At 53.4% G+C, this 12565-nt stretch carries 14 protein-coding genes; 1 reads left to right on the forward strand and 13 read right to left on the reverse strand.

Annotated features, from left to right (window positions below; all coding sequences use genetic code 11):
* Positions 1-19: 19 nt before the first annotated feature.
* Entirely contained in the window at positions 20-526 is a 507-nt protein-coding gene (gene phaR, locus ACT3UM_RS08630) for a polyhydroxyalkanoate synthesis repressor PhaR (protein ID WP_498897905.1), read from the reverse strand.
* Between the two features lie 136 nt (positions 527-662).
* Here phaR and ACT3UM_RS08635 point away from each other — a divergent pair, with 136 nt between their 5' ends.
* Positions 663-1376: a 16S rRNA (uracil(1498)-N(3))-methyltransferase gene (locus ACT3UM_RS08635; RefSeq protein ID WP_498897907.1), complete on the forward strand. Its 714-nt coding sequence runs from the start codon at positions 663-665 to the stop codon at positions 1374-1376.
* A gap of 20 nt (positions 1377-1396) precedes the next feature.
* Here the strand turns inward: ACT3UM_RS08635 and rloA3 are convergent, their stop codons facing one another.
* From rloA3 to hemH, 12 genes are all read right to left on the reverse strand, one after another.
* Positions 1397-1963: a retropepsin-like aspartic peptidase RloA3 gene (gene rloA3 / locus ACT3UM_RS08640; protein WP_498897909.1), complete on the reverse strand. Its 567-nt coding sequence runs from the start codon at positions 1961-1963 to the stop codon at positions 1397-1399.
* Positions 1964-2004: 41 nt separating this feature from the next.
* Positions 2005-3273, reverse strand: a complete 1269-nt coding sequence (locus tag ACT3UM_RS08645) for a lytic murein transglycosylase (protein ID WP_498897911.1) — start codon at positions 3271-3273, stop codon at positions 2005-2007.
* Positions 3274-3359: 86 nt separating this feature from the next.
* The gene (locus ACT3UM_RS08650) at positions 3360-4805 is read right to left on the reverse strand and encodes a DASH family cryptochrome (protein ID WP_498897913.1); all 1446 of its coding nucleotides are present in this window, start codon (positions 4803-4805) and stop codon (positions 3360-3362) included.
* A gap of 100 nt (positions 4806-4905) precedes the next feature.
* Positions 4906-5046, reverse strand: coding sequence for a DUF2256 domain-containing protein (locus ACT3UM_RS08655; protein WP_081899156.1), 141 nt, complete (start codon positions 5044-5046; stop codon positions 4906-4908).
* A 219-nt stretch (positions 5047-5265) separates the two neighbouring features.
* On the reverse strand, positions 5266-5670 hold the full coding sequence (mnhG, locus tag ACT3UM_RS08660; RefSeq protein WP_035584105.1) for a monovalent cation/H(+) antiporter subunit G: 405 nt from the start codon (positions 5668-5670) through the stop codon (positions 5266-5268).
* Positions 5663-5932 carry an MrpF/PhaF family protein gene (locus ACT3UM_RS08665; RefSeq protein ID WP_035584108.1) on the reverse strand — a complete coding sequence of 90 codons (270 nt, stop codon included), beginning with the start codon at positions 5930-5932 and terminating at the stop codon, positions 5663-5665. The genes mnhG and ACT3UM_RS08665 overlap by 8 nt, the downstream gene beginning before the upstream one ends.
* Positions 5932-6405, reverse strand: a complete 474-nt coding sequence (locus tag ACT3UM_RS08670) for a Na+/H+ antiporter subunit E (RefSeq protein ID WP_022522734.1) — start codon at positions 6403-6405, stop codon at positions 5932-5934. Before ACT3UM_RS08670 ends, ACT3UM_RS08665 begins: the two co-directional genes overlap by 1 nt.
* Positions 6402-8006, reverse strand: coding sequence for a Na+/H+ antiporter subunit D (locus tag ACT3UM_RS08675; RefSeq protein ID WP_498897916.1), 1605 nt, complete (start codon positions 8004-8006; stop codon positions 6402-6404). Before ACT3UM_RS08675 ends, ACT3UM_RS08670 begins: the two co-directional genes overlap by 4 nt.
* Positions 8003-8350: a Na+/H+ antiporter subunit C gene (locus ACT3UM_RS08680; protein WP_007113325.1), complete on the reverse strand. Its 348-nt coding sequence runs from the start codon at positions 8348-8350 to the stop codon at positions 8003-8005. Before ACT3UM_RS08680 ends, ACT3UM_RS08675 begins: the two co-directional genes overlap by 4 nt.
* Positions 8351-8368: 18 nt before the next feature.
* Positions 8369-8800 carry a Na+/H+ antiporter subunit B gene (locus ACT3UM_RS08685; RefSeq protein WP_035563150.1) on the reverse strand — a complete coding sequence of 144 codons (432 nt, stop codon included), beginning with the start codon at positions 8798-8800 and terminating at the stop codon, positions 8369-8371.
* Positions 8793-11144 carry a putative monovalent cation/H+ antiporter subunit A gene (locus ACT3UM_RS08690; RefSeq protein WP_498898030.1) on the reverse strand — a complete coding sequence of 784 codons (2352 nt, stop codon included), beginning with the start codon at positions 11142-11144 and terminating at the stop codon, positions 8793-8795. The genes ACT3UM_RS08685 and ACT3UM_RS08690 overlap by 8 nt, the downstream gene beginning before the upstream one ends.
* 237 nt (positions 11145-11381) lie before the next feature.
* Positions 11382-12461 (reverse strand): ferrochelatase, encoded by a 1080-nt coding sequence (gene hemH, locus ACT3UM_RS08695; protein WP_498897919.1) that lies wholly within the window; start codon positions 12459-12461, stop codon positions 11382-11384.
* Positions 12462-12565 lie beyond the last annotated feature (104 nt).

Raw genomic sequence — 12565 nt, forward strand, 5'->3', positions numbered from 1 at the left:
AGCGCAACACCAAGTGGGGTCAGGAGGAGGGTTTGTTATCTTTGCTGGCATCGTTGGCTTCGCCCTCATGCTGCTCGGTATTACCCGACTCATCGGCTTGACCCGGCTGGTTCAAGGTATTTTGCCAAAAGCGCATGTTCTCTTCGGCGAGCTCGCGCATAAATTCCAACGGTGTGTTACGCATTGCCTGCTTCCACTGGCTCTGCAGACGTTTCTGCTGCTCCAACATCAGTTGCGTTCCCTGCTCAAGGTAACGCGACAGCGGCAGCGGTGAGGTCATATCGTAAACCCGGATTAACTGCGCCAGCAGGTCGTTAGAAAACACTTCTGCTTCGCTGTCAGCCTGCTCCTGCTCGATAATGATAGAGAGCAGAATAGTCCGCGTTAGATCTTCTCCGCTTTTGGCGTCTTCCACCCGAAACGGTTCTTCTTCGATGATTAAACGGCGCAGGTCTTCCAGCGTCACATAGCGGCTCTGCTGAGTATCGTACAACCTGCGGTTGGCATATTTGCGAATCACGCGCACGGCGCATCTCCTTAAACGCGATAGGGACTTTTTATTCCCGTTACTGATATTGTGCCTGCACTACGCGCCCATGCAAGCCACCTTAATAGTTTAGCAAGGCGTACCGTGCCTGCTTTGTGACCAATAGACCATCATTATGAATTTGATTCTGCTCAATCCCAACGATCTCACTGACGATGGCCACGTCTGCATTACCGATCCACGCCGACTGACACACCTTCGGGATGTCCATCGCTCGGCACCCGGCGACCTGCTCACCGTCGGTGTTCAAGGCGGCGCGATGGGTAAAGCGCTGCTAAAAGAACTCACCGCTGAGCGTGCCTATTTCCAACTGGAAACCCTCGTCGAACCGCCACCACCACCGCTCCCCGTGCATTTGGTATTGGCCCTACCCCGCCCGCGCATGTTGGCACGTACCTTGGAGCACGTGACCGCGCTAGGTGTTAAAGAGATCACCCTCCTCCATACTAAGCGGGTTGAGAAGAGCTACTGGCAGTCCCCAGAGTTACGCCCGGATAAAATTCACCAGCACTTGGTGCTTGGCTTAGAGCAAGCCCGCGACACCCAGCTACCCTCGGTTACCCTAAGTAAAGGCTTTCGTCCTTTTTTGCAGCAGCAACTGCCTGAATTGCTCAGCGAGCGCCGGGGACTAGTGGCCCACCCAGGCATGCCCAATGCCTGCCCCAGAGGCATCAGTGACCCCACCTTGCTATTGGTAGGCCCTGAGGGCGGCTTTATTGCTTGGGAGGTAGAGCAACTCATCTTGGCAGGCTGCGAGGGAATGCACCTTGGCCCACGCATTTTACGCGTTGAAACAGCCGTGACCGCACTTCTGTCACGGCTGTTTTAAACATCTTAAGGATGAACCCATCAGGACTGATCATCTTCCGGGTCGTGGGGCACAACGGTCGCGTTTTCCCCGCACCCCGGCTCTTGCAAAAAGGTTTCACGCACATCCAGGAGGCCAAGGTGGCTAATGGTGCGGCGACCAAGCAGCAGCGGATAGTTCATATTTTCACGGTCACGCAGGCTAAACTGCTCTTCGTAAATGGTATCGCCCATACAAACTTCCATCAGCACTACGGGGCGTTCATCACGGCCACCTGCGCCGCGCACGGTAAGCTCGCGGTAGAGCGGCCGCTCGATTTGATCGCTAAAGACTTCGCCACTTGCCTCGTCTTCAAGCTTCAATCGAAAGCGCACCCACTCCTCATCATCCTGCTCGAACATCTCAATATCGCGGGCGTCCAGCGAAGAAGTTAATGCCCCGCTGTCGAGCTTGGCTTTCACCTCGATATCCCAAGGTTGCAAGGTGGCTTTTTCCACCCAGCCGAATACTTGGTCATCACCAGCCATCGCCGTGGAGGCAGACACAGTGCTTAACAACGCGCCCCCCAATATCACACTGCTAAAAAAAGTTTTTCCTATCAACTGCATAACATCATCCTTGGAAAGTAAAAGCACCCTGTCAATACGTCTTACTGTGAACGCTGACGTAGCTGTTCTAGCAGCGTCTGGGTCGCAAACCCATCTGGTATTAACCCTTGATCACGCTGAAAGTTCCGCAAACCTTGCCGTGTATTAGGCCCCATAATGCCGTCCGCACCGCCTACTGAGTAGCCTACACGGTTTAAAGCGCGCTGCAGCTCTTGCACATTGTCACGGGTGAGTGGCGCTTGCTCCCGCGGCCAGCTGTGTTGAATGCCCTCGCGCCCAGCGATCGCATCGCCTAAAGTCGCGACGGCCAGCGCATAGCTGGTGGCGTTGTTATAGCGTAAAATCGCTCGGAAATTGGCACCTACCAAAAAGGCTGGGCCGTTAGCACCTGCAGGGATCACAATGGCGGCGCTATCAAAGTTCGGTAGTTCGCCCTGCTGAGCCTGCACGCCCTGACTGCGCCACTCGGCGCTGCTGCGTCGCTCGGTCTGGGCATAATCAAAGCCTTGGGGCAGGCGTACCTCAACCCCCCAGGGCTGGCCGGCTTGCCATCCAGCCCGATCAAGATAGTTGGCCGTAGACGCCATAACATCGGGAATACTGTCCCAAATATCACGCCGACCATCACCATCGCCATCAACCGCATAGGCTTCAAAGCTGCTGGGAATAAACTGGGTATGGCCCATGGCCCCAGCCCAGGAGCCCTTCATCTGTTCAGCGGCGATATCACCTTGATCAATAATACGTAAAGCCGCGAGCAGTTCGCCGCGAGCAAAGTCTCGGCGCCGACCATCGTAAGCCAGTGTGGCGAGAGATTCCAAGGTCGAAAAATCGCCAAAATTACTGCCGTAATTGCTCTCAATACCCCAAATGGCGACGATTATTTCAGCGGGCACCCCATAGCGCTGCTCCATTTGCTGCGCGGTATCACGGTGATCAGCCAATTTCTCTTGGCCGTTAGTAATACGCGTGGATGAAACCGCAGTATCAAGATACTCCCAAATAGGGCGGACAAACTCAGGCTGGTAGCCGTCCAGTTCAATCACACGCTCACGGAAACGAACGCCATCCAGGGCGTTACTTAGCGTCGCTTCGCTGATTCCTTGGCCAGCAGCATATTGGCGAAAATCTCGCAGCCACTGTTGGAAATTAGCGTAGCTAACCTCTGAAGCAGCCTGGGTATCGACTTCTGACATTAGCTGAGGGTTAGCGACCGCTACGCTTGCCGCAAAAGGAGCGCTTAGCGCTGCGACTATGGAAACACAAAAAAGAGGGCTACAGCGCCGCCCAATAGAGAAATTACGAGACATTATATCGATCCTTAGGCAGTCCTTGGCATCTCTGGAATGATGGCCTAGAAAAGAGGTAGATACTAGGGGCTGCCCGAAGGTGATAATTACTTTATAACGCTCGCCACAGCGTGCGGCTCGGCTGAAGTGCCTACTTCACAGCGAGGAATTAACCACCGTTCCCACTGCTCGGGTACCACGCAGGGAGTTTCAAACGCCAAGGGAGCTGAACGCCAGGGCTGGTGACGCGCTAAACCGTGAGGCAGTTTTTCAAGCGACTTCAGCCAATGAGCCACATAAAGCCCCTGAGGATCGTAATGCCCCGCCTGCTTGAGTACATTAAAGTAACGATCCTGGCGTGGGTCTCGCCCAACCCCAGCAATATAGCGCCAGTTGCCCCAGTTACTGGCAACGTCATAATCAATCAGGCAGTGCTCAAACCATAATGCCCCCAAACGCCAATCAACCTTTAAGTCTTTGACCAAAAAGCTGGCAACGTTTTGTCGGGCACGATTGGATAGCCAACCTGTGTGGCGAAGTTCCAGCATCGCGGCATCCACAAACGGCAGCCCCGTGGTGCCATTACGCCAAGCATTGAAAGCAGCACACGGCTTGTCGGTCTGCCGAGCGCCAAACATCTTCTCACCTTCCAATTGGGCAGCGCGGATAAAATACTCTCGCCAGAGTAGCTCGAAGGTAATCCAATAGCTCGATTCATTGCTGCCGTTTTCCACTTCCCACGCTTTCACCGCGTCATTGACTTGGCGAGCCGACAGGCAACCACGCGCCAGCCAGGGTGAAACGCGGGTTGAGAAATTAGCCCCCAGCAGCCCATTGCGGGTTTTTTTGTACGCTTCGCCGCCCTGTTGGCGCCAAAGGTAATCTTTCAGCCGCGCATGCGCCGCTGATTCCCCTCCCCAATAGGCATAACCCTGGCGCGGATCAGGCTGCCAGTTGGCGCTCTGCTCACAAACGGCTTTTAGCGGTGGGAAACCTCTAGCTGCCTCCGGCCAGGGGGGCAGCGTTACTGGGGCGCAGCGGCTGGCGGGGACAGCGCATTCATCCTCCACGCTGCGCCTAAAGGCAGAAAAGCTGCCAGGCAGCGCTTCGCGTTCAAAAGGCAGTGACTGGCGATTAATCAGCCGTCCACTCTCTAAACAATCTAGCGCAGTCTGGCTGGGCAAACCTTGTGCAACTGCGGCAATATGCGCGGTTTCCTCAACGCCAGCATGGTCGGCTACACGTACTTGCCGGGCGTTAAGCGTTGATGCCAGCTCAATCACCACATCACTTGGCTTACCGATACGTACCAGCAGGTCACTACCGCGCTGCAGTAACTCCCCGCGCAACTCCATTAAGCTTTGCCATAAAAAGCGCAAGCGCGCAGGCCCTATACGTGGTGTCGATTCGCCATCAATTAGCGGCGAGAACCACTGCTCATCTAACACATAAAGACACAGCAGATAACTAGGGGGCGAGGTGAAATGTAGAAGCGGGTTATCAGCAACACGCAGGTCGTCTTGCAACCAGACTATATCAATCGTGCTGTACATGCTTGTGCCTCCTAGGGGTACATGACTACCCAGAACTGGGTGCCAAGCGCATTAGCTGCTTAGGGCCTGCTGACGTTTCACTCACTATCTCGATGAAACGTCAGCAGGCCTTAGCACTACGGCGGCACCTTTCGCTGCAGTAGCGCACCTCGTCCCAACAGCGCGCCCACTTTCTTCTCCAAGTGAACGGTCGCTGGCAATGAGCGCAAGTTTTTTGCGGCAGATGTTGTTTGCGTCGCATGCTCTCGTCTCATCACACTTTTGCGTAGCATGTTAATAAACATGAACGCATTATCTTATACAGTACAACTATTGTACATTATTTTATTGTACAGACTTTGCTTCTGTCGAAATAATTAGGGTTGCTTGAGCACTCACTATCCCAGACGCAAAAAAGCCACCCGAAGGTGGCTTTTTTGCGTTATTCAATCGCTAACGATGTGACCAGCTCTAGTCAAGCCTAGTCAGGGTCAGTCTCACGGGGTTGTCGCTTGGCATTTTCCTGGGTTTCCAGGCCACTTTTCAGCTCGTGGGTTAAAGGGTCGTAGTTAGGGCGTAACTCATCCTTTACAGTACCGCTCCACAGCTTTGAGCCGACAAAGTACCCGGCACGGCCAATCACGTGAGCGGCTACCGGTGCGGTCATCAAAATAAACACAATGATGGCAAACGAACGTGCCACGATACCCACTTCAGCAAAGTGCATGGCGGCTGCCAACATAATTAAAATGACGCCGAGCGCCGCGGCTTTGGTGGTGGCATGCATACGGGTTAACAGATCAGGTAGCCGCAGCAGCCCGACGGAGGCAAGCAACATAAACAGCGCGCCAGCGATGATCAATGTGCCTTTTATAAAATCAATCATCTCGCGGGCCTCCCCTTTCCAGAAAGCGTGCAAACGCAATGGCCGCTAAGAACCCCATCAAGGCAATCACAATGGCCGCATCCAGAAAACTAGCCACGTTCGACTTGATGGCATAAACCCCAACTAAGCCCACCACGGTAGTTGAAAACAGTTCTAACGCCACGACGCGATCAGGCAGGCTTGGGCCACGCACCACACGAACAAAAGTAAGAATTAGTGCCAGGCTCATAATGACTTGGCTTATTAAAATGACAGTATCCATTAGCGAAACAGCTCCAAAGCCCGGTGCTCCATCTCTTTTAAGTTGCGCCGCAGCTCCTCCTCGTTATCTAAAAACATCGCATGGATATACAGTACCTTGCGATCATCCGACACATCCAGGCTTAAAGTGCCGGGTGTCAGTGAAATGAGATTAGCCACCAGGGTAATTTCCATTTCAGTGCGGGCAGAAAGCGGCATCGCAATGACCCCAGGTTTCATATGCCAAGGGGGAGTGACAATATCGAAAGCGACGCGCAAGTTGGCTTGCACCAATTCTTTAAGAAAAAAACCGATAAAACCAATAAAACGCGGGACTCGCGCCGGGTAGCCCTTCAGGGAGTCGAGCTGAGGCTCAATGAGTATCAGCGTAATGTAACCAAATATTAGCCCGACAAGGAGGTTTAAGCCGCTGAAGTCACCGCTTAAAAGCACCCACGCAAGGCCTAGCAGCAGGTTCCAAATGGCCCCAGTCATTGCACTGCCTCCCCGGCGTCAGCCTCAGGTTGCTTTTCTGCTGTGGTGGAAGGTTCCAGCAGCACATTTTCGACGCTCGCTGATGCTCCTAGCACGGCTTCTATATACCCCGAGGGTTCGAACAACTGATCACCAATGCCCATCATCACCCACATAATGGGCTCGGCAAGCACACCGATGAGCAGTGAAAATAACGCCAACACCATTACCGGCAAATACATCATCCACAGGCTGGGCTTTAGCAACCGCCCGTCATCGCCAGTAGGTGTGGTTGTTTCAGGAACGTGATTATCTTCTGGGAGAGACTTCCAAAACACCTCATTCCAAATTTTCACCATGGAGTAGAGCGTCATTAGTCCTACGGCCAGCGCGATGCCGGTAACCCAATAGGCTTCAATCTCTAAACCGGCACGCACAATCACAAACTTGGCAAAAAAGCCTGACAGCGGTGGTATCCCCGCCAGCGAGAAGGCTGAAAGGAAGAACGCTACCGACAACCACGGACGCTCCCGATACAGCCCGCCCATTTTTTTAAGCTGGTAGGTGCCCTGCAAACGGTGGGTGATACCACTGATCAAGAAGAGGTTGGTCTTTACCACCATATTATGCACGATGGCAAACACCCCCCCGGCGATAGCCAACGGTGTATAAAGAGCCAAGCCCAGAATCATATAGCCAATCTGGCTGACAATATGAAACGACAGAATACGCCGGAATTCATGCTGAGCTGCTGCACCGAGCACACCCGTGACCATGGTAAAAGCAGCACCCCAGAGCATGATGTCCTGGAGATAGCCCATGGTTTGATCAAACATCAGGGTGAAAACACGGAACATGGCATAAACACCCACCTTGGTGAGCAGCCCAGCAAACAGAGCTGAAACGGCGACTGGCGGAGTGTGATAAGAGGCTGGCAGCCAAAAAAACAGCGGAAAGGCAGCGGCTTTGATCCCAAAGGCCACCATAAACATGACCGCTAGTACTTCGACCATGCCAGTATGCTCCGCCTCGTCCATGCGCAGCGCGATGTCTGCCATGTTGAGGGTGCCTACCATGCCATAAAGCAGCCCTACCGCGGTCAGGAAGATGACCGATGCCAACAGGTTAAGGGTGACGTATTTAATCGCCCCTTCCATCTGCGCCCGTTCGCCACCCAGGATTAACAACGCAAAAGAGGCTACCAGCATTACCTCAAACCATACGTAGAGGTTAAAAATATCACCGGTCAAAAAGGCGCCCATCACGCCGGCGAGCAACAAATGCATTAATGGATAGTAGCCAAATTTCTCATGGCCTCGGCCAGTAGTGGCCAGCGAGTAAATACCCATTGCCAAGCCAATAATCGCGGTCATCAATACCATCACCGCGCTAAACAGGTCAGCAATCAAGGTAATACCAAAGGGGGCTGGCCAGCTCCCCATCTGCATAGTGACGTAGCCATCCGACAACGTCGCTACAAACAACCAAAGGCTAACCATCAACAGCGCAACATTGCCTGCTACGGCCATAAAGCGCTGCATGGGACGCGAACGCCAAAACAGCAGAGAGATTGCCCCTGATAGCAAGGGCAAGAGGACGGGAAGGGCAACTTCAGGCCTCACGTATCAGTATCCTTCATCTTATCGAGATCATCGGCCTTAACCACTTCGTAGGCGCGTCGAATCAACACCACAGCAAAGGCAAGCACCCCAAAAGCAATCACGATCGCTGTCAGCACGACCGCCTGGGGCAAGGGGTCGGCCACGCCGCTGGGGGGCTGCATCATACCTTCAGGGATAAGCGGTGGTGCCCCACGGGTCATGCCCGCCGTGGTAAAAATCAGTAAATTGGCAGCATTAGAGAGCAGCATTAAGCCAATCACCAATTTAACGATAGAGCGGCGTAACATCATAAAAATAGCCGTCGCATAGAGCAGGCCAATGGCCACTGCCATTAATGGTTCCATGCTTTGCCTCCTGTTAACTCAAGGTTCATCCTTGTCGACCTCCATAAGCGTCATCACCATACCGGTGACCGAACCCAGCACGGCGAAATAGACGCCTATATCGAAAATCAGCGGCGTAGACGCTTTAAAGTCGATGATGGGGATGGTCCACCATTGGGCGGTCAAAAAGGGTTGGCCCATAAACCAAGCCGGCACCACCGAAATCATCCCCAGCAATAAGCCAATGCCAATCAGGTCACGGGGGTCGACCATGCGCAGCACTTCTTTTGTGGCGCTTACCCCGAAGGCAAACAGGTAGAGAGTAAACGCCCCCGCTGCTACCAGCCCGGCAATGAACCCGCCGCCCGGCTCGTCGTGCCCCCTTAACAGCAGGAAAACAGAAAACAGCAGCTGCAGGGGCATTAAAAAGCGCGCAGCAGTATTAAGAATAATCGTGCCCGACTTAACCATCGTAAGGCTCCTTGGCAGCCACTTTGCTGCTCTCGGCGGTTTTTGCGTCGCTGTTTTCTCCATGACGCAGCTTTAACATGGCGATAACACCGATCGCGGCGAGGGCTAACACGAACATCTCGCCTAGCGTATCCAAGGCACGGTAATCGACCAAAATGACGTTGACGATATTGCGGCCGTAGGCCAAAGGCGCACTGTTCTCAATCATATAGGTCGAAATGGGTTCAAACTGTTGAATGCTCCACGAAGTCATAATCAGCAGGCATATCAAGATACCTACCATTGCGGCCACCACGCCGTCACGTATACGTTCCAGACTGGTGGAAAGATTCGAAAAGCGCGGCAGGCGGAACAGCACGAGCACCAGCAAAATGACCGTTAAGGTTTCGACCAGCAGTTGGGTAATCGCCAAATCCGGCGCACTAAACAGAATAAAAATCAGCGCGATAGAAAACCCCATTATCCCGACAGACACCACTGCCCCCAGCCGAGACCGGGAAACAGTCGCGAACAGCGCTCCCATCACCATACTCCCCGCTACCACTACCTCATGGAAACGAACATCCAGGTCAAAGGCGAATTGCGGAGAGTGGCGCAGCAGAATTGAATTACCAATCAGTCCAATAAGGGTAGTCAACATCACCAGGATGTAGTTACGCATATAGCCGTTTTGCAGTAACCGTGTTTGCCACTCCGAGAAATGCACAATGCCATTCATCATGCTTTCATAGCCTGCTTCGGGGCCATGACGCATCACCGGTGCCAGCACAGCAAGCTTGCCTCGCACGCTATCCCAACGCTTAAACAGTAAAAAGCCGAGGCCAAGGCTAATGATCGACATGATCAACGCGACATTGATGCCATACCAAAGCGACAGCGACACCTCTAACGCTTGCCCAGATATCGCCGTGGCGGTTGCCGTTAATAACGCATCAGCACCCAACAAAGCGGGCATCAGGCCCAGTAAAAGCGATCCCAGTGCGAGTAACGCAGGCCCTATTAGCATGCTAAACGGCGCCTCATGAGGCTCAAGCGGTGTATGGTGACGTTTACCGTAAAAAGGGCGTAGCGCCACAATAAAAGCAACGGCGATAGTCAATATTGAAGCCAGAAAGGCGAACAATACCACTAGCGTTCGGAAGCTATCGGCGCCGAGCACTGACTCAAGCATTAACTCTTTACCGATAAAACCAAGTAACGGCGGCACACCAGCAAACGAGAGTGCTGCGACCAAAGCAACCGTGGCGGTGACCGGCATCAGCTGGCGTAGCCCGCCCATCTGAGTGACGTCTTTGGTACCGGTTTCGTGATCAAGAATACCGGCGACCATAAACAGCGCGCCTTTATAGAGCGAGTGCGCTAACAGGAAGGTGACGAAGGCGGTCATCGCGTACTCGCTGCCGATGCCTAATAACATCGTCAGCGTGCCCAGCGCCATTATGGTTGAGTAGGCAAGCAGCTTTTTGATATTGGTGTGGTGAATCGCTAAAAACGCCCCGACCAGCATCGTGGTTGCGCCGACCACGGAAAGAATGCCGACCCACATCGCCGTACCGCCAAGCTCCGGGTGTAAACGTGCTAATAAATAGATGCCTGCTTTCACCATAGTGGCAGAGTGCAGGTAGGCGGAAACCGGGGTCGGCGCCGCCATGGCGTTAGGCAACCAGAAATGAAACGGAAATTGCGCCGATTTGGTGAAAGCGCCCAGCAGCAAACAGATCAGCATGGGTGTGTAGAGCGCATGTTCGCGCAGGTCGGCTTCCTGGCCCAGAATCTCCGCCAGCGACCAGCTACCGCTGGCAATCCCTAACAGCACCAACCCAGCCATTAATGCCAAACCGCCCGCCACGGTGACGAATAAGCCCTGCCGTGCTGATTTACGCGCATTAATGTCAGCGTGATTAAAACCAATCAGCAAATAGGAGGTAATGCTGGTCAATTCCCAGAAAATAAATAGCGTCAACAGCCCATCCGCTAATACCAGCCCCAGCATCGAGACCATGAAAGCGACTAAGGCGATATGAAAGCGTGGTAGATCAGGGTGACCTTTAAGGTAGCCGCCGGCATACACCAGCACACAGGCCCCCATAACGGTAATCAGCAGCCCAAACAGCAGCGATAAACCGTCCAGCAGGAAAGTAAGGCTAATACCCAGCGAAGGCACCCACTGCCACTCTAACAGTAGGCTGCCATGCTCAATGACCGCGGGGGCTTGGAGTGCCAACCACGCCGCCAGGCCGGCGGGAAACATAGCCAGCACTTGGCTTGCGCGCTGACCGAACCAGCCGTTCAACATTGGCGACAACGCCGCCAGCACGAAACCCATTAATACGGCGAATTGTATCAAGCGAAACCTCCTGAATAATGCAAGGCTCACCATCAAACAGCGGCTAAAGCCCAGGCATCGTGCCTTATCACTGGCATGCCAGCGTTGAATAATAGTGATTTAGGATCTGTTGGCGCTTTACACCTTATAACAGTCAGTTTTGGCTGACCAGTCAAACCCTTAAACGCAGATAGCCACAGGCGTCTTGATTCGCACTGTGGCTAGTTTGAGCCAGCATTGACGATAAATGTTGCGCTAGGGAGCCGATAGCCATCCGGCTAATTCATTATTGATGACGGCAAGCAAGGCCTCGATATGGTCGTCACGATCATTCAGGCAAGGGATATAGCTGAACGTTTCGCCACCCGCTTCCATAAAGCTATCGTGGATCTCCTCCTCGATCTCCTCCAAGGTTTCGACACAGTCGGAAGAGAAGGCAGGCGACATAATGGCAATGTGTTTATGCCCCTGCTTGGCGAGTTCCGCCACATGCTTAACGGTTTGCGGGCCGACCCATTTTTCGGGCCCAAACTGCGACTGAAAAGCGGTATCCACCTCCTCTTTACTAAAACCAAGCTTCTCACGCAGCAGCCGCGTGGTTTTCTGGCACTGACAGTGGTAAGGATCCCCCTCCATCAGATAGCGCTCGGGAACACCATGGTAGCTGGCCACCAGCTTAGTAGGCCGGGTTGATAAACCGTCGTAGGCTTCTTGTACTGAATTGGCCAACGCCTGAATGTAGGCAGGATGTTCAAAATAAGCCGGCACCGTGCGTATATAAGGTTGCCATTTCATCTTCATCAGGGTGCGAAATGCCTGGTCATTCGCCGTGGCCGTGGTCGGTGAACCGAACTGAGGGTAAAGCGGAAAAAACACGATTCGCTCGCATCCTTTCTCTTTTAATCGCGTCAGCACGCTTTCCGTCGAGGGATTGCCGTAGCGCATGCAAAAATCGACTTCGACGTCATCACCGTAAAGCGCTTTTAACCGTGCGGTCATTTTTTCAGTCTGAGCGCGCGTAGTTGTCAGCAGCGGGCTTTCGTTTTTCTCGTTGTTCCAAATACTTCGGTACGCTTTACCCGATGAGAATGGCCGCTTGGTCAAAATAATCAGCTGTAGCAACGGCTGCCATTTCCAACCGGCATAGTCGACCACGCGCTTATCAGACAGAAATTCATTCAGGTAACGACGCATTGACCAATAGTCAGTGGCATCCGGTGTTCCCAAGTTCGCTAGCACCACGCCCACTTTGGCACGTGGCACCGGTGGATGATCGCTAGGTGCATGGGCCAAGCGGCCCTCGCCCGGCTGATCCTTGACGACATTCTCGGTCATTAGTCATGCTCCTGGAAAATTACGATCTCGCTAACACTCGGTACAAGCTAATTAAATGCTATCACTTTTCGGCAAACTGGCGGCATAAAGTTATACTATCAACA

Origin of the sequence: Halomonas sp. AOP13-D3-9 (genome assembly GCF_052379125.1) — a bacterium.
GTDB lineage: Bacteria > Pseudomonadota > Gammaproteobacteria > Pseudomonadales > Halomonadaceae > Vreelandella.